The organism is Streptomyces sp. SP18BB07 (genome assembly GCF_036322545.1).
Classification (GTDB): domain Bacteria; phylum Actinomycetota; class Actinomycetes; order Streptomycetales; family Streptomycetaceae; genus Streptomyces; species Streptomyces deccanensis.
This window is the reverse complement of the sequence record NZ_JAQYWT010000317.1, coordinates 1-20,298: the sequence shown is the minus strand read 5'-3', so window position 1 is coordinate 20,298 and position 20,298 is coordinate 1. Positions and strand designations below refer to the sequence as shown.

The window sequence follows — 20,298 nt, the reverse complement described above, 5'->3', positions numbered from 1 at the left end:
CGGAGTATGGCAGCAACGCAATTGAAGTATCAACTGCGTCGAGGAAGTGGATATTGTGGATGTTTCGCGGGTGGCCGGAATGCGGTGCGCGCGGCTATGAGCTGAGAATTGTTCTCGTTCCGCGTCAGGCCCAACGGTGTCCCCAATCGGGCCCCGTCCGCGCCCACTCCCGCTCCCATTCGGCGAGCCGGTGTCGAATGGCGACCCGGCGGACGACCACGTGTCCCAGCAGCACGAAGGCGACGACGCCGCCCGTGGCGCAGGTCCCCATGGCCAGCGCGTGCTGCCAGACGGCGGTGTCGGTCGGCGGTGGCTGGACACTGCGCCCGGCCCCGTCCAGCCACACATCGGCGCGATCGCCGCGCTCGGTGCCCGCCGACACCCGGGCCTCACCGGTACGGGAGCCGCCGTCGGGTTCGGTCCAGCGGGCCCCCACCCAGTACATGGGCTGCCTGTCGCCGTGCGCGGAGGGCACGGAGGCCGGCGCCTTCTCGAGGACCACGGCGCTGACCCGGTCCAGCGCGGCGCGCTCGGCCGTGGCGTGCGCCCGCGCGTCCCCGTGGGCCCACCGGCCCACCGCGACCCCGGCGGCCGGCGCGCCCAGCACGAGCAGCAGTACGACGCACAGCACCGTCCACGCCTCGACGACGTCCGAACGTCGCCGCAGCGGATTGGCGCGCCAGCGCCACCCGAAGACCTGGCCTCGCATCACGCCCTCCCTCACCGGCACGGCCCTCAGTACGAGAACCCCGGTTAGGACTGGTCCGCACTTCCGGTCTACCCGAAAGAGGCCGTGATGGCATGGTTTGCGCCAGAAATCCTGGAGCGAAGGTCAGCCGAACCGCTCGATGCGGATGCGGTCCACCGGCTGTCCCGCCGCCACCAGCAGCCGCGAGGCGTGCTCGGCGAACGCGTTGGAACCGCACACGTACGCCTCCCACCCGCCCGGCGGCCGCTCGGTCAGCACCGGCGCCACATGCGCCGCCGACAGCCGCCCCACCGGCACCCCCTCGGGCGCCCGCCGGGTGAACACGGCCGTGGTCTCCGCGCCGTACTCCGCCGCGTAGATCAGCTCCTCCGGCCCGCGCGCGGACACCAGCAGCCGCAGGGGGACGTCGAGCGCCCGCCCGCGGTGGTGGCGGAGCATCGACATCAGTGGCACGACACCGGAACCGGCGCCGATCAGCAGCGCGGGACGGTCCCCGGGCCAGGCGAAGAAACCGCTGAGCGGGCCGCGCACCTCCACCTCGTCGCCCGGCCGGGCCTCGGTGTGGAACCAGCCGGACACCTCGCCGCCCTCGACGTGGTCCAGGGTCAGCTCGATGTGCCCCGCGTCGTCCGGCGGGGACGCCAGTGAGTAGTGCCGCTGCGCGGTGTAGCCGTCGCCGGCGGTCAGCCGCAGCATCAGATGCTGCCCGGGCAGATGTCCCGCCCACCCGGGCACCGCGAACCGGAACGTCGACACGCGGGGCGTCTCCCGCCGGATCTCCGTCAGCGTGGCCGTCCGCCACCGCGCCGCCGCCCGGTTGCTCACGGCGATACGGCCGGGCACGGCGAACCGGGTGGGTGGCGTGAAGGGCGTGTGCGGCGCGATGGACGTCTGTGGCGCCATGGTCGTCTGCGGCGCGATGGTCGTGTGCGGGGCTGTCGTCTCAGTCACCGGAGTACCGCTGCTCCTCCCACGGGTTGCCCCGCGCGTGGTAGCCGTTCTGTTCCCAGAAGCCGGGCTCGTCGTGGTCGAGCAGGCGCAGGCCCGCGATCCACTTGGCGCTCTTCCAGAAGTACAGGTGCGGCACCAGCAGCCGCGCCGGACCGCCGTGCTCGGCGGGCAGCGGCCGGCCGTCGTACTCCCAGGCGATCCAGGCCCGCCCGCCGGTGAGGTCGGCGAGCGGGAGGTTCGTGGTGTAACCGCTGTGCGAGTACGCGACCACGTGCGTGGCCGACGCGTCGGGTTCGACCACGTCCCAGAACGCGTCCAGCGAGACGCCCCCGAAGCGCACCCCGAACTTCGACCAGCTCGTCACACAGTGGATGTCGCCCTCGTACACCGACGCGGGCAGCGCGTGCGCCTCGTCCCAGTTCCAGGAGCGCGGTTCCGCCACCAGTCCGTCGATCCGGAACGTCCAGTCGGCGGGTGCCAGGTCGGGGGTGACCTCCGCCGACAGGACGGGCCAGTCGTCGCCGGCGTCGTACTGGCCGGGCGGCAGTCCTGGGTGGTGGACGCGGGGGCGTCCGGTGAAGCCTCGGGTGACGTTCATGGGGGTCCAACGTGACGGCGGTGATTGCTCAGTCGTACAACCGTACGTGGCGGTCGAGGGTGCCCCGGCCCCGGGGGCGGATGGCGATCATTGCGGCCGCGTGAACTCTTCAAAGTCCCGGGAACAGGGTCGCGGCGATCTTCCTTACCGCCAGTGGACGAGCCGGACGGGCACAGCGGGCCGGACGACGGCTGAGCGGAGCGGAGTGGGAGAGCGCATGACCGAGTATGCGACGGGCGGCGGCAAGGGCACGGACACCGTGCCGCACGTCCTCGACAACCCCGCCCTGGCCTCCCTCACCGGGCCGCACGCCCACCTCGCCGAGCGGCGCGGCCGGGTGCTGCGCTATCCGCTGGACGTCTCGCCGTGGCTGGGCCTGCCCGACGACCCGGACGCCGACGACTGGGCCGATCTCGCGGCGCTGGCGGGCCCCGGCGCCGAGGTCCCGGTCCCGGCCTACACGGGCGGTTTCCCGGCCGGCTGGGAGATGACCCTCGACCTGGCGGGTGTGCAGCTCGTCGACGACGGCGTCGCCGCCGCGCCCGACGAGGAGGCGGTACGGCTGGGCCCGGCCGACGTGCCCGAGATGCTCGACCTCGTGGCACGCACCCGGCCCGGCCCCTTCCTGCCCCGCACCATCGAACTCGGCACCTACCTCGGCATCCGCCGGGACGGCGTACTGGTCGCCATGGCCGGTGAGCGGCTGCGTCCGCCGGGCTGGACCGAGATCAGCGCGGTCTGCACCGCCCCGGCCTTCCGGGGCGAGGGCCTCGCCACCCGCCTCGTCCTCGCCGTCGCCCACGGCATCCGGGAACGGGGCGAAACCCCCTTCCTCCACACCTCCGCCACCAACACGACCGCCATCCGCCTCTACGAGTCCCTCGGCTTCCGCCTCCGCCGCACCACCCGCTTCATGGCGGCCCGCGTACCGGCGGCCGCGACGGGGGAGGAGCGGGTGGGCGTGTGAGGGGGAGGGGGAGGGGGCACGGCGGACGGCGGGGTTCAGGCGGGGCCCGCGCCCCGAAGGGGCGCGGGGAACTGCGCGAGAAGCCCCACCGGCCCGCAGACGATTTACTCCCGAGCGGGGCCGAAGGCGCAGCCCTGAAGGTCTGTCGTGGAGCCGCTCGGAGTCTTGATCTCCGGTCGTGACCATGGGGTAGGGTTGCCGGGCCAGTCATCACGTGGACCGAGGAGGTGAGACCCATTACCGCTGTGTCAGGTCGGGTGCTCTCACCTCGTCGCGGCGCGATGCGCCGCCGATAGGTCACCGCGGAGCGCCCTTCGGCCCACCGAAAGGCTCCTCGGCGTCATGCCACTTCTCTCCCTCACCTCCGTCGTCACGGCACTGCGCGCAGCCGGTTGCGTCTTCGCCGAGGACGAGTCGGAGTTGATCCTCTCCACCGCCCGCACCCCCGACGAGGCCGCCGCCATGGTCGACCGGCGTGTCGCGGGCCTCCCCCTCGAACTCGTCCTCGGCTGGGCGGAGTTCGCCGGCCTGCGCATCACCGTGGAACCCGGGGTGTTCGTCCCTCGCCGCCGCACCGAATACCTCGTCGAGCAGGCCCTCGCCACCGCCCCCGGCGCCCGTCTCGTGGTCGACCTCTGCTGCGGCTCCGGCGCGGTGGGCGCCGCCCTGGCCGCGTCGCTCGACGGCGTCGAACTGCACGCCGCCGACATCGACCCCGTGGCGGTCCGCTGCGCACGCGGCAACTTCGCGCCCCACGGCGGCCACGCCCACCGGGGAGACCTCTTCGCCGCCCTCCCCGAGGGGCTGCGAGGCCGGGTCGACATCCTCGCGGCGAACGTCCCGTACGTCCCCACCGGCGAGGTCCCCCTCCTGCCGAGCGAGGCCCGCGACCACGAACCCCTGGTCGCCCTCGACGGCGGCGAGGACGGCCTCGACGTCCTGCGCAGGGTCGCCGCCGAGGCCCCCGACTGGCTCGCCCCCGGTGGCTGCCTCCTCGTCGAGACGAGCCGACGGCAAGCACCGCTCGCCCTCGCCACCTTCCGCCGCGCCGGCCTCACCGCCCGCACGGCCGTCTCGGAGGAGAGACACGCCCACGTGGTGATCGGCACCAGACCCTGAGATCCCGGTCGGATCGCCCGGCGGCGGACCGAAGCCAGAGCCCCGCCCGACGGGGTCCCCTCCCCTCTAGGGCAGCCCTTCGCCGGGCCGCCTCCTCCGCCAAGCCCGGCCCTGCGGCCTGCCGCGCCCCGGTGTGGCCTTGCCCTCAGTCATTGTGCAACTAGTTGCACAATCGGCGTGGCGTCGTCTACAACCTTGCTGACGACGCCACGCACGGAGGGCCCCATGAGCCGTTACCCGCACCTGCTGAGCCCGCTCGACCTGGGCTTCACCACGCTCCCGAACCGCGTCCTCATGGGCTCCATGCACGTGGGCCTGGAGGAGGCCGAGCGCGGGTTCGAACGGATGGCGGAGTTCTACGCGGCCCGGGCACGCGGGGGAGTGGGCCTCATCGTCACCGGCGGCATCGCACCCAACGAGGCCGGACGGCCGTACGAGGGCGGCGCCAAGCTCACCACCGACGCCGAGGCCGACAAGCACCGCGAGATCACCGACGCCGTGCACCGCGAGGGCGGCCGGATCGCGATGCAGATCCTGCACTTCGGCCGGTACGCCTACCACCGCGACCTCGTCGCGCCCAGCGCACTCCAGGCCCCGATCAGCCCTTTCGTCCCGCACGCGCTCACCGACGCCGAGGTCGAGCAGACCGTCGACGACTACGCGAACGCGGCCCGCCTCGCCCGCCGGGCCGGCTACGACGGCGTCGAGATCATGGGCTCCGAGGGCTATCTGATCAACGAGTTCATCGCCGCCGGGACCAACCACCGCGACGACCGCTGGGGCGGCTCCTACGAGAACCGCACACGCTTCCCCGTCGAGATCGTGCGCCGGGTGCGCGAGGCGGTCGGTGAGGACTTCATCGTCATCTACCGGCTGTCGATGCTGGACCTCGTCCCCGGCGGCTCCACCCTCGACGAGGTGGTGACGCTGGCGAAGGCCGTCGAGGCGGCCGGGGCGACCATCATCAACACCGGCATCGGCTGGCACGAGGCCCGTATCCCCACCATCGCGACCTCGGTGCCGCGCGGCGCGTACACCTGGGTGACGAAGAAGCTGATGGGCGCGGTCTCCGTCCCGCTCGTCACCACCAACCGCATCAACACCCCTGAACTGGCCGAGGAGTTGCTCGCCGACGGCCACGCCGACATGGTGTCCATGGCCCGCCCGATGCTCGCCGACCCGGACTTCGTCAACAAGGCGCGCGAGGGCCGCTCCGACGCCATCAACACCTGCATCGGCTGCAACCAGGCCTGCCTGGACCACACCTTCAGCGGCAAGATCACTTCCTGCCTGGTCAACCCGCGCGCCTGCCACGAGACGGAACTCGTGCTCTCCCCGACCCGGCGGCGCAAGCGCGTCGCGGTCGTCGGTGCGGGCCCGGCCGGACTCGCCTGTGCGGTGAGCGCCGCCGAACGCGGCCACGAGGTCACGCTGTTCGACGCGGCGAGCGAGATCGGCGGGCAGCTCAACGTCGCCCGCAAGGTTCCCGGCAAGCAGGAATTCGACGAGACCCTGCGCTACTTCCGTACCCAGCTCGACGCGCACGGCGTCGACGTACGCCTGAACACCCGGGTCACGGCCGACGATCTCACGGCGACGGCGTACGACGAGGTCGTCGTCGCCACCGGTGTCACCCCCCGCACCCCCGAACTCCCCGGCGTCGACCACCCCAAGGTCCTCGGCTACCTGGACGTCCTGCGTGACGGCGCCCCCGTCGGCGACCGCGTCGCGATCCTCGGCGCCGGCGGCATCGGCTTCGACGTCGCCGAGTTCCTGACCGACGGCGGCGAGAAGACGAGCGAGGACCCGGCCGCGTACTTCCGGCAGTGGGGCGTCGACATGGACTACCGCGCCCCCGGCGGCCTCGCCGCCCCCGAGCGGCCCGCCCCGCCGCGATCGGTCCACCTCCTGCAGCGCAAGACCACCAAGGTCGGCGCCGGACTGGGCAAGACCACCGGCTGGATCCACCGCACCGAACTCAAGCACCGGGGCGTCACCATGGTCCCCGGCGTCCGGTACGACCTGATCGACGACGCCGGGCTGCACGTCACCGTCGACGGCGTCCGCCAGGTGCTGGAGGTCGACACCGTCGTCCTCTGCACCGGCCAGGACCCGCGCCGCGACCTGTACGACGACCTGATCGCCGCCGGGCGCTCCGCGCACCTCATCGGCGGCGCCGACGTGGCGGCCGAACTGGACGCCAAGCGGGCGATCAAGCAGGGCACGGAGGTGGCGGCGGCGCTGTAGGAGGCGTCGCGGGAGTCCGCCCGAGGGGGTGCGCGCGGCCGTCGCGCACTCCCGGCCTTCCTAGGATGAGCCCATGTCACTCCCGCACGCGATCCTCACCGCCCTGCTCGAGAAGCCCTCGTCGGGCCTGGAGCTGACCCGGCGGTTCGACAGGTCGATCGGCTACTTCTGGTCGGCGACGCACCAGCAGATCTATCGCGAGCTCGGGAAGCTGGAGGGCGAGGGCTACATCCGGGCCCTGCCCTCCGAACGGCCCGCCCGGGGCCAGAAGAAGAGCTACGAGGTACTGCCGGCCGGCCGCGAGGAGCTGGCCCGCTGGACCTCCGCGCCCCAGGAACCCAAGCCGTGGCGCGACGCGCTCTTCGTCCGGCTGCGTGCCGCAGCCGTGGTCGGCACGGCGGGCCTGGAGGATGACCTGCGGCGCCATCTCGCGTTGCACCAACGGAAGTTGGCGGAGTACGAGCAGATCGAGCAGCGGGACTTCGGGCCCGGCCGCGACACCGCCCAGGACCGGCTCCAGCATCTGATCCTGCGAGCGGGGATCGACCTGCAGACCTTCTGGACACAGTGGCTGACGGGCGCCCTGGAGGAGTTCGAGACGCTGCCGGGGGACGCCGGCGGCGGCGCGGACGGGGGCGCCGAGCAGGAGAGCGTCGGCGGGGAGTAGGCGGCCGTCCGTGTCACGGGCGGCCGGTCAGCCGGGCATCGGGACGAGCGCCCACCGGGGGGTCAGAGGCGGTGCGGCTTGGCCCGGCGGCGCAGGTACCAGACGGCCGCTCCCGTGCCCAGGGCCACCAGCGCTCCGCCGCCCACGAGCGTGACGGTGCCGTACTCCCGGGTCGCGCCGCCGACGCCGCCCATGACGCCGCGTGCGGGCGAGGCGGTCGTGGAGATGGTGGGGGTGGCCGCCGTGACGATGACGGACTGGGTGCCCGCCGTGGTCCCGTCCTTGCACACCACGATCACGGTGTAGGTGCCCGGGCCCACGTTCGCCCAGGAGGCGGACTGGGCGGTGCTGGTGCCCGTGAGGGTCACCTGACGCCCCTGGGAGAAGTTCGCCTGCCCGCCGGAGAGCAGCGATGCGGTGCCGAACGTGCCGTTGGTGCTGTCGGGGCAATCGCTCGTGGTGACGCTGACCGAGGAGCCCGTGGTGCTCACCGAGATCCCCGTCGGGACCGCCGCGGCCGGCTGCGCGGTCAGGGCGATCGGCAGCGCGGCGGCGGCCACCGTCAGGCCGGAGCGGAGGAGTAGCTGAGACGTACGCATGGTCTGCCCTCCAGCGGCACGGTGACGGCACATCCCTTGCGCCGCCGAGGATCGGGGGAACCGTGCTGCTCAGGGGTGAGCCAACGTGCCCCGCGCCGCGCCCGCATGTGGACGACACCCGGGCAGGTGACGCGTACCGCCGTGCGGGGGACACCGTGGCTCTCACCCGTCGGTGGTGACCGTCCGCTCCGCCGAGAACCCGCCCCACGTCCCGTCCGGCAGTTTCGCCCGGATCCGCACGCGGTACGTCACCCCGGCCTCCCGGCCCACATGGAAGCGGTACGTGGCCCGGCCCCGGGGCGGGGTCCCGCCCCAGACGAGGGTGGTCGCCGTCCGCCCGTCGAGCTGGATCTCGTACTCCGTGACCACCCCGTCCACGGGCGGAGGCAGCCAGGACAGCTCCACGGAGTACGCCTGGTCGTCCCGGCGCGCTGTCGCGCGGAATCCGGTGGGCGCGGTGGCTCGCCCGTCGTCCGCGCCCGGAGCGGTGGTGAGCCGTACCGGCGCGCTCACGGGCGAGAGGTTGTCCGCCGCGTCCCGTGACCGCACGGTGAAGGAGTAGCGGGTGCCGGGCCGCAACCCCGTGACCACGGCCGCCGTCTGCTCCCCGCCCACACCGTGGATCTTCGAGCCGCCCTGCAGGATGTCGTACGACACCACGTCCCGGTCGTCCGTCGACGGCTCCCAGGACAGCTGCACCGCCCTGCTCCCGAGCACCTTCCCGTCGAGGCGCCCCGGCCGGCTCGGGGCCCGTCGGTCCGCCGTCCCGGCGGCGGGTGTCGTGACCCGGACCTCCGCACTCGGCGGCCCGAGGTCCCCGGAGGTGCCGCGGGCCCGCACGGTGAACACGTACGTGGTGGAGGGCCGGAGCCGGGTGACGTCCACCATGTGCTCGTCGCCCGGCACCTCCTTCACCTTGCCGCGGCCCCGGTACACCTCGTACCGGGCGATCTCCGTGTCCCCGGGCGCCCGGTTCCACATGACGTGCACGCTGGTGGCGCTGCCCGCGTCGCGGTCACGCCGGGTGGGGCGGGCGGCGGGCGACTGCCGGGGCGCTCCTCCGTCGCGCAGCCGGCGGTGAGGAGCAGCGAGCAGCAGAGCGTCGGCACCAGGACGAGTGCCGGCCCGGGAACGCGTCGCACGATCCTGCCCCCTCGATCGTCGAGCCATGACGGGATTGGTCTGTACCTATCTCCATGTATGGCATGACTGACGCGGTCACATCAAGGGGCGGGTCGGGGGAGGGCGCGGTTCACGGCACGCCGGGCGGCTACGTATGCTGGTGCTCCGACACGGCGTGAACTCGCCTCTGTGCCAGGCCAGTTCACGCCGTACGGCGCGGGCCGCTGTCGTCGCCGATCCCGCGCCGACTTGAGCGGCCGAGCGGCCGGGGCCGAGTTGGGCCCGGGCCCTCGGCCGCGCACCCGCGCGAGGAGCGTGGCGTGGTCCGTCCGGCCCCCTCCCGGTGGCCGTCCTCTCCGACCCGCACCACCTTTGGGTGAGTGTCCGTCATGTCCCCCCAGGAGAGGGTTCCTCATCGTGCGTGTCCGCTCGTTGACGCTGGCCGCCGTCGGCGCCGCCCTGCTGGCCCCCGTCGCCCTGCCCGCTCTGGCCCATCCGCAGCGCCCGGCGCGGTACGAGGGCGGTGTGACCGCCGCCGAGCTGCTGGCCAGGGCGCGCGGCTGCGTCCGGGTCTCCGAGGGGCTGTACAGCAGCGACGCGGGGAAGCCCGCCGTGATCCCGGTGTGCGGGGTCGACGGCGCGGTGTACTGGAAGGCCGACATGGACATCGACTGCGACGGCCGGCCGAGTCCGCGCTGCAACCGTGAGACCGACCCGTGGTTCCAGCCCGCCACGTCGTTCCTGCAGTCCGACGGACGCCACCTCCGCTCCGAGAGCCTGCCGTTCGTCGTCGTGCCCGCGGCGAGCCGCGTCTGGGACTACCGGGTCCACGGCATCAAGGGCGGTTCCGTCGCCGCCGTCGTCCACGGAGACCGGGTCGAGTACGCCGTCGTGGGCGACACCGGCCCGCGGAACATCATCGGCGAGGCCTCCTACGCCACCGCCGAGGCGCTCGGCATCCGCCCCGACCCGCGCACCGGCGGCACCGCGTCCGGGGTCACCTACATCGTCTTCGAGGACTCCGAGGTGACCCCGATCGAGGACCATGAAGCGGCGGTCGAACTGGGCGAGGAGCTGGCCCGGAAGTGGGTGAAGGGTTCGGTGCTGCGCCGAGGCGCGACGATGCGGGGCGGAGCGACGAACTGACACCACCGCTCCTTCCCCACACGCGCCCGCCATCCCCTGGTGCGGTCGGAGGGTCACTCCTTCCGGTACGTGTACGCCTCCGACGCCGCGGCCGCCACCGTCGTGAGGTCCGCGCCCGTCGAGGCCGTGACGACCGCCGCCACGGCGCCCTCCACGAACGGGGCGTCCACCAGGCGCGTGTCCGCCGGGAGTTCGTCGCCCTCGGCGAGGAGTGCCTTCACGGTGAGGACCGCGCTGCCGAGGTCGGTCAGGACCGCGACCCCGGCGCCCCGGTCGACGGAGGCGGCCGCCGCCGAGATCAGTTCGGCGCTGGTGCCCAGGCCCCCGTCCTCGGTGCCGCCGGCCGGGGCGACGGGAACGGAGGCGCCCGCACCGGCGAGCCCCCGCGCCAGCTCGGCCACCGAGTCGGCGACGGCGGCGCTGTGCGACACCAGCACGATGCCGACCCGCTTCTCCTCAGACATCGGCGGCCTCCGGATCGGCGGTGGCGGCGAGGGCGGCGATCAGCAGCGCGGCGGAGGTGGCACCGGGATCCTGGTGGCCGATGCTCCGCTCGCCCAGATAGCTGGCCCTGCCCTTGCGGGCCTGCAACGGCGTGGTCGCGAAGGCACCCTCCTCGGCCGCGGCCCGCGCCGCGGCGAACGACTCGGCGAGCGCGTCGACCGCCGGGACCAGCGCGTCGATCATGGTCTTGTCCCCCGGGGCCGCCCCGCCCAGCGTCATGACCGCGTCGACCCCGGCGCGCAGCGCGTCCCCGAGCTGGGCCTCGCTCACCTCGGCGGCGTCGCCGAGCGCCTTGCCGGTCCGGCGCAGCAGGGTGCCGTACAGCGGGCCGGACGCCCCGCCGACGGTCGAGATCAGCTGCCGTCCGGCGAGCACGAGGACGGCGCCGGGCGTGTCCGGCGCCTCCTTCTCCAGCACGGCCGTCACGGCGGCGAACCCGCGGCGCAGATTGCTGCCGTGGTCGGCGTCCCCGATCGGTGAGTCGAGCGCCGTGAGCCGCTCGGCCTCGCGCTCCACCGAGGCCGCGGTGGCCGTCATCCAGCGACGGAAGAAGTCGGCGTCGAGCACGGAATCTCCTTGCGTGGTGAGGAAATCGACTGATGGTGAGAGGCACTGCCACGCGACCCGGCCGTGCGTGGCCGCCGGTTCGGCCCGCTCACACGCCCCAGCGCAGGCCCGGCGTCCGCACGGGCGCGTCGTACAGCCGCAGCAGTTCCTCGTCGACCTGGCACAGCGTCACCGACGCGCCGGCCATGTCGAGCGAGGTGACGTAGTTGCCGACGAGGGTGCGCGCCACGGCGACCCCGCGCTCGGTGAGCACCCGCTGCACCTCCGCGTTGAAGCCGTACAGCTCCAGCAGCGGCGTGGCGCCCATGCCGTTGACGAGCAGCAGCACCGGGTTGCGGGGGCTCATGTCGTCCAGGATGGCGTTCACCGAGAAGTCGGCGATCTCCCGCGAGGTCATCATGGCGCGCCGCTCGCGCCCCGGCTCACCGTGGATCCCGACGCCCAACTCCAGCTCCCCGGCGGGGAGATCGAAGGTGGGGCTGCCCTTGGCCGGGGTGGTGCAGGCGCTCAGGGCCACCCCGAAGCTGCGGGAGTTCTCATTGACCTGCCGGGCCAGTGCCTCGACCCGCTCCAAGGGCTGCCCCTCCTCGGCGGCGGCCCCCGCGATCTTCTCCACGAACAGCGTCGCGCCCGTGCCGCGCCGCCCGGCGGTGTAGAGGCTGTCGGTGACGGCGACGTCGTCGTCGACGAGGACCTTGGCGATCCGGATGCCCTCGTCCTCGGCGAGCTCGGCGGCCATGTCGAAGTTCAGCACGTCACCGGTGTAGTTCTTCACGATGAACAGCACCCCGGCGCCGCTGTCCACGGCGGCCGCCGCCCGCACCATCTGGTCCGGCACGGGCGACGTGAACACCTCACCGGGACAGGCCGCCGACAGCATCCCGGGCCCCACGAACCCGCCGTGCAACGGCTCGTGCCCCGATCCGCCCCCGGAGACCAGCCCCACCTTCCCGGCCACCGGCGCGTCCCGCCGCACCACCACCCGGTTCTCCACGTCCACGGTCAGCTCGGGATGCGCGGCAGCCATGCCCCGCAACGCGTCGGCGACCACGCTCTCGGCCACGTTGATCAGCATCTTCATGTGAGTCTCCCGGTGGGGTAGGCGGGCCCTCGACCCGCGTGTGGCCAGGTCGGAGCTTTCTCGATGATCCCTCAGATGTCCGCGGTCATGGTGCGTGTCGTCGCCGGTGTGGTGGAACCGAGCGTAGTGCTGGGCCAGTTGAGCGCGATACCGCGGGATCCGTCGGCCCGTCGGCCGGGCCCACTGTCCGGTGGGCCCGTATCCGCCGGGTGGCGGGGGTGGGCCGGACGTTCGCCGGATACTCCCGGCACGCGTCGCGACACAGCCTGGACGCATGACCCAGAACGCGGACGGCACGGTGGCCGACCCACCGGGCGCCCCTTCGACCGCGGTCCCGGCGTGCGCCACGAGCGCGCCCACCGTCACGAAAAGCTCCCAGGTGGGACGCCTGATCGGGGTGGACCTGGCACGAGGGCTCGCGGTCTTCGGGATGTACGCGGCCCATGTCGGCCCCGACCCCTCCGAAGGGGGCACGACCGGCTTCGTCATGGAGCCGGCGCACGGGCGGGCCTCCGCGCTCTTCGCCTTCCTGGCGGGTTTCTCGATCATCCTGATGACCGGCCGTCGTGCTCCGAAGACGGGCCGTGCGGGCCGCCAGGCGGTCGCCAAGGTCGTGATCCGAGCGCTGGTCCTGCTGGCCGTGGGCACCGCGCTCACCCTCTCCGGTACTCCGGTCGAGGTGATCCTCGCCTTCTACGGCCTGTACTTCCTGATCGTCCTGCCGCTCCACCGGCTCGGCGCCCGCTCGCTGGCGGTCGTCGCGGCGGCCGGCGCCCTGGTGCTGCCGCAGGTGCTGTACCTGGTCCAGCGCGTGCTCGAAGAAAGCGACCCCGGTGGCGTCTGGAGCTGGCCCGCCGACGCCGACGGCTTCCTCTCGCTGATGTTCACCGGGAGCTACCCGGCCCTGACCTGGATCCCGTTCGTCGTCGCCGGTATGGCCGTGGCCCGTCTCGACCTGGCCGCCACCGCCGTACGCCTACGCCTGACGATCACCGGTGCCGGCCTGGTCGTGCTCGGCCATGGCGGTTCGTTCCTGGCCCTGCACCTGGTCCCGGGCGCCCTGAAGTCCCTGGCCGAGGGCGGTTGGGGCGACCCCGGCTCCGTGGGGTCGGCCTGGTGGTCGGACACGTGGGGCTACCCGGACGGCACCCCCGCAGGCCTGCTGGTGGCGTCGCCGCACAGTGAGACGACCCTGTCGATCCTGGGCAACACCGGTGTCGCGATCGCCGTCCTGGTCGTCTGCGTCGCCGCGATCGACGGCTTCCCCCGTCTGCACCGCCTGGCCCGCCCGGTGATCGCGGTCGGCACGATGTCGCTGACCGCGTACGTCTTCCACATCGTCGGGGTCCATCTCCTCGGCATCGAGGAACTGCCCGGTTCCCCGCTGCACGTGCTGCTGGGCTTCCTCGCCGCCGTGACCGTGTTCGCGACCCTCTGGTCCCGCTTCTTCCGGCGCGGCCCCCTGGAATGGGTGATCGGCAAGGCGACCAAGCCCGCCGAACTGATCCGCTGACCGGGCCACCGCCCCCGTCCCCTCGACCAGCCCCCCGCCTTCCCCTCCCCACACGGATTGGAACTCCTCGATGCTGTTCAACCCGCTTCCGAACCCGAACCCGAACCCGAACCCGAACCCGAACCCGAACCCGAACCGCGACCGTTCCGCACGGCCGACGCGCTTCTCCTGCGGGGACCACGAAGGAGGAGACCAAGTCGCTCGACCAGCTGTACGCGGCGGCGAAGGCCGAGGGCGGACGGCTCGTCGTGTACGCGGGCGCTGACTGGAAGGACCGGCAGGACGAGACGAAGAACGCCTTCGAGAAGCGCTTCCCGGGCATCGAGGTCGAGATGGTCGTCGACTACAGCAAGTACCACGACGCCCGAGTCGACCACCAGCTCGCGACGGACAGCCTGGTGCCCGACGTCGTGCAGCTGCAGACGCTCCAGGACTTCGAGCGCTGGAAGCGGCAGGGGGTGCTGAGGCCGTACAAGCCGGCGACGCGACGCTCCATCTCTACAGCCGGTACGTGAAGAGGTTCGGCTGGACGTGGCTGAAGGGCATGGCCCGCAACACCGAGTTCCTGCGCGGCTCCGACTCCGCCGGCAACCGGATGGCCGCCGGGGAGAAGGCCATCGGCCTCGGCGGCTGGGTCACCCCGGACGTGGGGAACGACCCCGAGGCCGAGACGGTCGGCATGCTCCCCCGCACGGACGACCCGTTCGTCGCCTGGGGCCAGCGGGAGGCGATCATGCGGGACGCCCGGCACCCCGCCACCGCCAAGGCCGAGCGGACGCGCCGGCAGATGACGCTGTACATCGGCGAGGTCGGGTGCCCCGACGCCGGGCCGCCTGGGCACCCACCCCGGTTCCGGGAAGCCGTAGGCGAATCGATCCGCGGACCTGTGCGGTGCGGGTGCCGGTGCCCGTGGCGCCGTCTCCACCATTTGGCCAGGGCAGGGCGGTCCCGACCCCTGGCTTCTGGCCGTTCGGCCGAGGCGGTGCTGTGCCCCGGGGCAGCAGATTGGACCGCCGGGCCCGCGAGAGCGCGCGGCCGGACAGGACGGCGAGGGGTCGGAGATGGCGAAGGCACCACGGCACGACGCGCGGACGAACCGGCACTGGCGCGGGTCACGACGCTGGCCGTGGCCGTGCTGATCGGCGCGCAGTGGCTCGCCTCGGCGGCGGGCCTCGGCGTCCACTGATCACCACGTACGGCGTGTACTGAGGAAAGCGGGATGGCATGGCAGACAGCACGGTGATTCGGGTGGTCGTCGTCGACGACCAGGACATGGTGCGCTCGGGGTTCTCCGCGCTGCTGTCCGCGCAGAGCGACATCGACGTCGTGGGCGAGGCACCCGACGGCCGGACCGGCGTCGAGGTCTGCCGTCGCACCCACCCCGACGTCGTGCTGATGGACATACGGATGCCCGAGATGGACGGGTTGGAGGCCACCCGGCAGCTGCTGAACCCGCCGCGCGGCGTGGTGCACCGGCCCAGGGTGCTCATGCTGACCACCTTCGACATCGACGACTACGTCTACGAGGCGCTGCACGCCGGCGCCGGTGGCTTCCTGCTCAAGGACGCGCCGGTGGCCGAACTCGTACAGGCGGTACGGGTGATCGCCGCGGGTGACGCCCTGCTCGCGCCATCCGTCACCCGTCGCCTCATCGAGGACGTGGCCCGGCGGAGCCCCGTCGAACCGCGGGCCGCACGGCTCCGCCTGAACGGCCTCACGCCCCGCGAGACGGAGGTGCTGTCCCTGGTGGCGCAGGGGCTGTCGAACACCGAGATCGCGGCGCGGCTGGTGGTGGCCGAGCAGACCGTCAAGACGCACATGACCCGCCTGCTCGCCAAGCTGGGCGCCCGCGACCGGGCCCAACTCGTCGTCTTCGCCTACGAGTCGGGGGTCGTCGTGCCCGGGGCCTCGCCCGCCTGACCGACTGCCCGACCGGCCGAGTGTCATACCTCGGGGTGAGACGGGGATTGGCACCCGGGTGTGATGCGCGGCCCGCCGCCCACGCTCCAGCATCACCGCGTCCCGATCACGGAAACGGTTTCGCAGGAGCGTGAGGCATGTACCAGCCCGGCCACGACAGGAACGTCGGCCACCACCCGCACGAAGGCCGGCCCGCCGACGGGCCCGCGCGAGGGCACCTCGACGGTCGGCCCATCGACCTCGACCACATCAGCCGCCTCTACCGCACCTTCGCCGAGGACCTCGACCGCGCCCGCGAACGCCAGCGCACCCTGCTCGCGCCGCCCACCTCGATGAAGGCCCAACTCGACGACATAGAGGCGGAGATCACGTATCTCCTCCTGCGTGAGGCCCGGCCGGAGACGGTGGTGGAGATCGGCACCTTCCACGGCTGGTCCACCACCTGGATCCTGCGCGCCCTGCGCGACAACGGCACCGGCCACCTGCACTCGTACGACATCGTCGACCACGTCGTACGGGAGGTCCCCGACAGCCTCTCCACCGGCCGCTGGACCTTCACCCAGGGGGACGCCCGACAGAACCTGGAGAAGATCCCCGCCTCCACCGCCGACTTCCTGTTCATCGACGCGGCGCACTCCGCGAGCTTCGCCCGCTGGTACCTCCGTGAGCTGTTCCCGCAGCTGCGGGCGGGCATACCGGTGTGCGTCCACGACGTCTTCCACGGGCGCAGGGCACTGCCGTTCACGGAGGGAGCGGTCGTGCTGCGCTGGCTCGCGGAACGGGAGAACGTCTTCTTCACCGCGTCCCGAGCGCACGCTCCCGAGATCCACGACCGGCTGAACGACATCAAGAGGTCACTCGCGCTCGGTCACCCCGTGCGGGAGAGCAACGACAACCCGATGATCTTCTTCACGCTGCGCTGAGGTCCGGCCGGCGCCCCCTACCGGGGTGCTACGCCGAGGTTGGCTCCCCGGTGTGACGCCCGCCGACCACCCCGCTTCCTACCTTCGCCCACCACGGCAACGGAAGCACGACGGGGAAGCGGGGAGACACACCATGAGGCGTTTCACGCGAGGGCTGACCGCCTGCGCGCTGGTGCTGGCGACGGTCGCGGGGACGGCGGGCTGGGCGGCGGGCGACGTACAGACCGCCGTCACGGGCCCGCCTCCCGGTACGGCGGCGTGGACGGCCGACCGGCTGTTCGCCAGGCCGCTGCCGGACCCCGCGTCAGCCACGCCCGAACAGGTCGCACGGTTCTTCGCCGGACTGACGGCGGCCCAGCGGACCGCACTGGCCGAGCGTCACCCGCTCGTCGTGGGCGGCCTCGACGGAGCCCCGCCCGACCTCCGCTACGCGGCCAACGCCCGCGCCCTCACCGCCGGACGCGACCACGAACTGGCCCGCGCCGCGGACCCGGAGCAGCCCGAGGGCGCCCGCCGCGAGGCCCGGGCGCGGGCGGCGACGTACGACGGACTCCTGACCCCGGGGCGCCGCGTCCTCGCCTTCGACCCGCGAGGCCGGGGGCAGGTCGCCGAGGTGTACGGCGATCTGCGGACCGCCCGCCGGGTGGCGGTCGTCGTGCCGGGCTCCGACACGGACCTGGCCTCGTACGACGTCGCGGCCGGCATGGCCCGCGAGCTGCGCGCCGAGATGACCCGGCGTTCCCCGCAGGACCGCCCCGCGGTGATCGTGTGGGTCGGCTACACGACCCCGGTCGGCGTCGGCTGGGACGCCGCCACCGGGCACCTCGCGGAAGAGGGCGCGCCCCGGCTCCTGCGCTTCCTCGACGGACTGGCCGCGACCACCCGCCCGGTGGCCCCGCCCTCGGTGTTCTGCCACAGCTACGGCTCGGTGCTGTGCGGCGCCGCCGCCCACCGGCTGACCGGACGGCAGGCCTCCGACCTCGTGGTCGCGGCGTCGCCCGGTATGCGTCTCGAGCACGCCGGCCAGGTGCCGGTCGGGGCCCGTTCCCGGCTGTGGGCCACGGCCCGGAACGCGACCGACTGGATCAGCCGGATCCCGCCCGTCGAGCTGTTCGGACTCGGCCACGGCGCGGACCCGGCCGCCCCCGGTTTCGGGGCCCGGGTCGTCGCCTCCGACCGGGCCGAGGGCCACACCGGCTACTTCGCACCCGGCACCGCGTCCCTGAGCAACTACGCCGCCATCGCCGTCGGCGCCTACGGGGCCGTCACCTGCGCCCACCCGACCGGCGACACCACCACGAAGGACTGCCGCCATGGCCTTGCCTGACCTCTCCGTCGCCGCCGCCCGTATCGAGGCGCGCACACCCGTCCACCGCGACCGCGCCCTCGATGGCCTGCGCGCCCTCGCCCTCCTCGCCGTGCCCGTGGGCCACTGGATGCTCGGCGGGCTCGCCCTCGGCGCCGACGGCGCGCTGCACAACACCAGCCCGCTCGCCACGTTCGGGTTCCTCGCCCCGGTGAGCTGGGTGCTGCAGATGCTCGGCATCTTCTTCCTCGTGGGCGGCTGCGCCGCCACCCTGTCCCTGCGCCGCTCCGCCGACCGCGGAGTGCCGACGGGCGCCTGGCTGCGCGGGCGGCTGGCCCGTCTCGGCCGTCCCGTCCTCGGTGTCGCGGCGGTGTGGGCCGTGCTCCTGCCGGTGCTGTACGCCGCCGGGGTGCCGGCCACGACGCTGCGCACCGGGGCGGTGCTGGTCGTGCAGCCGCTGTGGTTCGTCGGCATATACGTGGTGGTGACCGCCCTCACGCCGTGGTGCGTGCGAGCCGCGCGGACCTGGGGCGGACGGTCCGCCGTACCGCTGCTCGCCTCGGTCGCCGTCGTGGACCTGCTGCGGTACGGCCCCTGGGCGGACGCCATGCCGTCCTGGCTGGGCCTGCTCAACCTCGGGCCGGGCTGGCTGTTCGCGTACCAACTGGGCGTCTGCTGGGGCGAAGGGCGACTCGGGCGGCGCGGCGCCCGGCTGATGCTGCTCGGGGGCGGCGTGCTGTTCGCCGTGCTGCTTCTCGTCCTCCACTACCCGGCGAGCATGGTCGGCGTGCCGGGCGCGGCCCGCACCAACTCCCATCCGCCGTCCCTGCTCGTGCTCGCGCTGGCCTGTGCGCAGTGCGGAGCGGCGATCCTCCTGCGGGACCGGCTCGACGGACTGCTGCGGCGCCGGCGCTCCCTGTGGGCGGCGGTCGTGGCCGTCAATCTCTCCGCGATGACCATCTTCTGCTGGCACCAGACGGCCCTGCTCACCCTGGCGATACCCGGTTCGCTCCTCGGCGCCCCGGTGTCCGGGCTCACCACGTCCCCGGACACCACCGCCTGGGTACTCGCCCGGCTCGCCTGGCTGCCCCTCATCGCGGTCACACTGCTCCTCCTGGGCCGCTTCACCCACCGCTTCGAGGCACCCTGGACCGGTGTCCGAGGGCCGCGTCGAGCGGCGGTCGCGCTCCTGGCGGGGGCCTTCGCCTGCTATGCCATGGCGGTCGTCTGACCGACCCGGACGCCGCCCGACCTCCACCACCCGCTCCAGGGATCGTGCTCCAGTGTTCGTGGAGGTGGCCTCAAGGCCGGTGCAGAGCTGTTGCACCCGCGCTGAAGGGTGCTCGTCGAGGCTCATGTGCATGACCACAGCGCAGGGCTCGAAGCCCGCAACCGCATCCGGACTCGCGTCCGCGTCCGTGCTCACATCCGCGTCCGCGTCCGCGTCCGTATCCGCATCAGCGTCCGTGCCCGCATCGACAGCGGTGCCCGTCCCCGTGCCCCTGTTCGTCCGGACGGTACGCCTGCTGCTCAGTCTCGCCGTCGTGCTGGCGGTCGCCACCGGCACCCTGGTGGCCGGTGCCGGCCTCGGCCACGCCGCCAGCCGCACCCAGATCGCCGCGATCGCCGAGGCGGAGGTCGGCGCCTCGGAGGCGAACGGGCAGTGCAAGAAGTACGGGCCCTGCACCAGCGTGGCCTGGTGCGCCTACTTCGCCTCCTGGGTGTGGCGGACCGCGGGCGTCGCCGACGTACCCGACACCGCCGTGGCCCGTGGGGTGGGGCTGTGGGGCAAGGAACGGGGACAGTTCAGCCCCCGGCCCGCGGGCGGCATCGGCAACCCGGAACCCGGCGACATCGTGGTGTACGGCACCCCCGCCGCAGTCGCCGGCGGCCATGTGTCGATCGTCAGCGCGGTCCACGACAACGGCACAATCACCACGGTCGACGGCAACTACGGCGACAAGGTCGCACGCCGGACCGTCAACCCTCGTACCGCCGTCTCGGGCGCGGACGACCTGTCCATCTCGGGCTATGTGAAGCCCGCCGGGCTGGAGTCCGGGACCCCGGCCACGCCCACCACGGGCCGGGTGTTCCACAATGTCCGTTCCGACGACGGCAGTTGGAGCGGAGCGAGCGTTGCCGACCCCAACAGCGGCATCGGCGACACGGCGGAGGCCGGCGGCCCCAACGGCGACCTGCATGTCCTGACGCTGTTGAACGGTCGGGTGTACCACAACCTCCGTGCGGCGGACGGTTCGTGGAGTGGTGCGCGGCAGGCGGACGGGAACGGGAGCATCGCGAAGGTGGCTGCCGCGACGACGCCGAACGGTGATCTGCATGTGGCGACGTTGCTGAGTGG

At 73.1% G+C, this 20,298-nt stretch carries 20 protein-coding genes and 1 pseudogene; 13 read left to right on the top strand and 8 right to left on the bottom strand.

Annotated elements, in window-relative coordinates; genetic code table 11:
• Positions 1 to 124: 124 nt before the first annotated feature.
• The 3 genes from PUR53_RS21880 to PUR53_RS21870 form a co-directional block, all read right to left on the bottom strand.
• Positions 125 to 709, bottom strand: a complete 585-nt coding sequence (locus PUR53_RS21880; RefSeq protein WP_329895391.1) for an Rv1733c family protein — start codon at positions 707 to 709, stop codon at positions 125 to 127.
• A gap of 123 nt (positions 710 to 832) precedes the next feature.
• Positions 833 to 1,612 carry a ferredoxin reductase gene (locus tag PUR53_RS21875; protein ID WP_329909397.1) on the bottom strand — a complete coding sequence of 260 codons (780 nt, stop codon included), beginning with the start codon at positions 1,610 to 1,612 and terminating at the stop codon, positions 833 to 835.
• A 40-nt stretch (positions 1,613 to 1,652) separates the two neighbouring features.
• The gene (locus PUR53_RS21870; RefSeq protein WP_329909369.1) at positions 1,653 to 2,258 is read right to left on the bottom strand and encodes a sulfite oxidase-like oxidoreductase; all 606 of its coding nucleotides are present in this window, start codon (positions 2,256 to 2,258) and stop codon (positions 1,653 to 1,655) included.
• A 217-nt stretch (positions 2,259 to 2,475) separates the two neighbouring features.
• On the opposite strand from PUR53_RS21870, the gene PUR53_RS21865 reads away from it, so the two are divergent.
• The 4 genes from PUR53_RS21865 to PUR53_RS21850 all read left to right on the top strand — a co-directional run bounded on the left by PUR53_RS21865 (position 2,476) and on the right by PUR53_RS21850 (position 7,258).
• Entirely contained in the window at positions 2,476 to 3,225 is a 750-nt protein-coding gene (locus tag PUR53_RS21865; RefSeq protein WP_329895393.1) for a GNAT family N-acetyltransferase, read from the top strand.
• A gap of 342 nt (positions 3,226 to 3,567) precedes the next feature.
• Positions 3,568 to 4,344, top strand: a complete 777-nt coding sequence (locus PUR53_RS21860) for a putative protein N(5)-glutamine methyltransferase (RefSeq protein ID WP_329909368.1) — start codon at positions 3,568 to 3,570, stop codon at positions 4,342 to 4,344.
• Between the two features lie 225 nt (positions 4,345 to 4,569).
• A complete protein-coding gene (locus PUR53_RS21855; protein WP_329895395.1) occupies positions 4,570 to 6,591 on the top strand; it encodes an NADPH-dependent 2,4-dienoyl-CoA reductase in 2,022 nt (673 codons plus the stop codon).
• A gap of 73 nt (positions 6,592 to 6,664) precedes the next feature.
• A complete protein-coding gene (locus PUR53_RS21850) occupies positions 6,665 to 7,258 on the top strand; it encodes a PadR family transcriptional regulator (protein ID WP_329895396.1) in 594 nt (197 codons plus the stop codon).
• 62 nt (positions 7,259 to 7,320) lie between these two features.
• Here the strand turns inward: PUR53_RS21850 and PUR53_RS21845 are convergent, their stop codons facing one another.
• Both PUR53_RS21845 and PUR53_RS21840 read right to left on the bottom strand, forming a co-directional pair.
• Positions 7,321 to 7,857, bottom strand: coding sequence for a hypothetical protein (locus PUR53_RS21845; protein WP_329895397.1), 537 nt, complete (start codon positions 7,855 to 7,857; stop codon positions 7,321 to 7,323).
• A 162-nt stretch (positions 7,858 to 8,019) separates the two neighbouring features.
• Positions 8,020 to 8,999: pseudogene (locus PUR53_RS21840) on the bottom strand (fibronectin type III domain-containing protein).
• Between the two features lie 397 nt (positions 9,000 to 9,396).
• Here PUR53_RS21840 and PUR53_RS21835 point away from each other — a divergent pair.
• On the top strand, positions 9,397 to 10,125 hold the full coding sequence (locus tag PUR53_RS21835) for a glycoside hydrolase family 75 protein (protein ID WP_329895398.1): 729 nt from the start codon (positions 9,397 to 9,399) through the stop codon (positions 10,123 to 10,125).
• 53 nt (positions 10,126 to 10,178) lie between these two features.
• Here PUR53_RS21835 and dhaM read toward each other — a convergent pair whose 3' ends face one another.
• The 3 genes from dhaM to dhaK all read right to left on the bottom strand — a co-directional run bounded on the left by dhaM (position 10,179) and on the right by dhaK (position 12,277).
• Positions 10,179 to 10,589, bottom strand: coding sequence for a dihydroxyacetone kinase phosphoryl donor subunit DhaM (gene dhaM / locus PUR53_RS21830; RefSeq protein WP_329895399.1), 411 nt, complete (start codon positions 10,587 to 10,589; stop codon positions 10,179 to 10,181).
• Positions 10,582 to 11,196, bottom strand: a complete 615-nt coding sequence (gene dhaL / locus PUR53_RS21825; protein WP_329909367.1) for a dihydroxyacetone kinase subunit DhaL — start codon at positions 11,194 to 11,196, stop codon at positions 10,582 to 10,584. Before dhaL ends, dhaM begins: the two co-directional genes overlap by 8 nt.
• Before the next feature lie 88 nt (positions 11,197 to 11,284).
• A complete protein-coding gene (gene dhaK, locus PUR53_RS21820; RefSeq protein ID WP_329895401.1) occupies positions 11,285 to 12,277 on the bottom strand; it encodes a dihydroxyacetone kinase subunit DhaK in 993 nt (330 codons plus the stop codon).
• 274 nt (positions 12,278 to 12,551) lie between these two features.
• Between dhaK and PUR53_RS21815 the strand changes: the two genes are divergently transcribed.
• The 8 genes from PUR53_RS21815 to PUR53_RS21780 form a co-directional block, all read left to right on the top strand.
• Positions 12,552 to 13,790, top strand: a complete 1,239-nt coding sequence (locus tag PUR53_RS21815; protein WP_443080342.1) for a DUF418 domain-containing protein — start codon at positions 12,552 to 12,554, stop codon at positions 13,788 to 13,790.
• A gap of 248 nt (positions 13,791 to 14,038) precedes the next feature.
• A complete protein-coding gene (locus PUR53_RS21810; protein ID WP_329909366.1) occupies positions 14,039 to 14,305 on the top strand; it encodes a hypothetical protein in 267 nt (88 codons plus the stop codon).
• On the top strand, positions 14,302 to 14,976 hold the full coding sequence (locus PUR53_RS21805; RefSeq protein WP_329909364.1) for a hypothetical protein: 675 nt from the start codon (positions 14,302 to 14,304) through the stop codon (positions 14,974 to 14,976). The genes PUR53_RS21810 and PUR53_RS21805 overlap by 4 nt, the downstream gene beginning before the upstream one ends.
• A 38-nt stretch (positions 14,977 to 15,014) precedes the next feature.
• Positions 15,015 to 15,710, top strand: a complete 696-nt coding sequence (locus PUR53_RS21800) for a response regulator transcription factor (protein ID WP_329909363.1) — start codon at positions 15,015 to 15,017, stop codon at positions 15,708 to 15,710.
• A 137-nt stretch (positions 15,711 to 15,847) separates the two neighbouring features.
• Positions 15,848 to 16,633: a class I SAM-dependent methyltransferase gene (locus PUR53_RS21795; RefSeq protein ID WP_329909362.1), complete on the top strand. Its 786-nt coding sequence runs from the start codon at positions 15,848 to 15,850 to the stop codon at positions 16,631 to 16,633.
• Positions 16,634 to 16,766: 133 nt separating this feature from the next.
• Positions 16,767 to 17,960 carry an alpha/beta hydrolase gene (locus PUR53_RS21790; RefSeq protein ID WP_329909360.1) on the top strand — a complete coding sequence of 398 codons (1,194 nt, stop codon included), beginning with the start codon at positions 16,767 to 16,769 and terminating at the stop codon, positions 17,958 to 17,960.
• On the top strand, positions 17,947 to 19,170 hold the full coding sequence (locus PUR53_RS21785; protein ID WP_329909358.1) for an acyltransferase family protein: 1,224 nt from the start codon (positions 17,947 to 17,949) through the stop codon (positions 19,168 to 19,170). The genes PUR53_RS21790 and PUR53_RS21785 overlap by 14 nt, the downstream gene beginning before the upstream one ends.
• A 265-nt stretch (positions 19,171 to 19,435) precedes the next feature.
• Positions 19,436 to 20,298: CHAP domain-containing protein (locus tag PUR53_RS21780; protein WP_329895409.1), on the top strand; the 863-nt coding region annotated here is incomplete at its 3' end.

What these genes read in the sequence shown, in the direction of transcription:
- PUR53_RS21880 (WP_329895391.1), bottom strand. Translation starts at nt 709, where the DNA reads ATGCGAGGCCAGGTCTTCGGGTGGCGCTGGCGCGCCAATCCGCTGCGG.
- PUR53_RS21875 (WP_329909397.1), bottom strand. Translation starts at nt 1,612, where the DNA reads ATGGCGCCACAGACGTCCATCGCGCCGCACACGCCCTTCACGCCACCC.
- PUR53_RS21870 (WP_329909369.1), bottom strand. Translation starts at nt 2,258, where the DNA reads ATGAACGTCACCCGAGGCTTCACCGGACGCCCCCGCGTCCACCACCCA.
- PUR53_RS21865 (WP_329895393.1), top strand. Translation starts at nt 2,476, where the DNA reads ATGACCGAGTATGCGACGGGCGGCGGCAAGGGCACGGACACCGTGCCG.
- PUR53_RS21860 (WP_329909368.1), top strand. Translation starts at nt 3,568, where the DNA reads ATGCCACTTCTCTCCCTCACCTCCGTCGTCACGGCACTGCGCGCAGCC.
- PUR53_RS21855 (WP_329895395.1), top strand. Translation starts at nt 4,570, where the DNA reads ATGAGCCGTTACCCGCACCTGCTGAGCCCGCTCGACCTGGGCTTCACC.
- PUR53_RS21850 (WP_329895396.1), top strand. Translation starts at nt 6,665, where the DNA reads ATGTCACTCCCGCACGCGATCCTCACCGCCCTGCTCGAGAAGCCCTCG.
- PUR53_RS21845 (WP_329895397.1), bottom strand. Translation starts at nt 7,857, where the DNA reads ATGCGTACGTCTCAGCTACTCCTCCGCTCCGGCCTGACGGTGGCCGCC.
- dhaM (WP_329895399.1), bottom strand. Translation starts at nt 10,589, where the DNA reads ATGTCTGAGGAGAAGCGGGTCGGCATCGTGCTGGTGTCGCACAGCGCC.
- dhaK (WP_329895401.1), bottom strand. Translation starts at nt 12,277, where the DNA reads ATGAAGATGCTGATCAACGTGGCCGAGAGCGTGGTCGCCGACGCGTTG.
- PUR53_RS21815 (WP_443080342.1), top strand. Translation starts at nt 12,552, where the DNA reads ATGACCCAGAACGCGGACGGCACGGTGGCCGACCCACCGGGCGCCCCT.
- PUR53_RS21800 (WP_329909363.1), top strand. Translation starts at nt 15,015, where the DNA reads ATGGCAGACAGCACGGTGATTCGGGTGGTCGTCGTCGACGACCAGGAC.
- PUR53_RS21795 (WP_329909362.1), top strand. Translation starts at nt 15,848, where the DNA reads ATGTACCAGCCCGGCCACGACAGGAACGTCGGCCACCACCCGCACGAA.
- PUR53_RS21790 (WP_329909360.1), top strand. Translation starts at nt 16,767, where the DNA reads ATGAGGCGTTTCACGCGAGGGCTGACCGCCTGCGCGCTGGTGCTGGCG.
- PUR53_RS21785 (WP_329909358.1), top strand. Translation starts at nt 17,947, where the DNA reads ATGGCCTTGCCTGACCTCTCCGTCGCCGCCGCCCGTATCGAGGCGCGC.